Raw genomic sequence first — 276 nt, 5'->3', positions numbered from 1 at the left:
CCCGTGAAGGTGTCATGCCCGACCGAGACGTCGCCCGTGACCGAGCCGGCGCTCAGACTGACGGTGACGCCGCCTGTGGCATTCGTGTAGAGCAGTCGTGTGCCGCCGTTGCCGGTGATCTGGTCATCACCGCCGAGGCCCTCGAACTGGTTGAAGCCGCCATTGTTGCCGATATTGAGCGCACCGGCCTGACCATAGCCCGTCGCCACATAGCTGTCGGCGTAGCCCGTGCCCTGAATGCCCTCGATCGAACGCAGCGTGTCGGTGCCGATCGAC

The 276-nt window shown here is 65.2% G+C and carries 1 pseudogene; it reads right to left on the bottom strand.

The features are described from left to right. Positions 1-276: pseudogene (locus RAD10_RS41755) on the bottom strand (hypothetical protein); the annotation flags it as partial.

This window comes from Bradyrhizobium sp. 23AC, from assembly GCF_054863025.1.
This window is presented reverse-complemented; position numbering and strand designations above follow the sequence as displayed.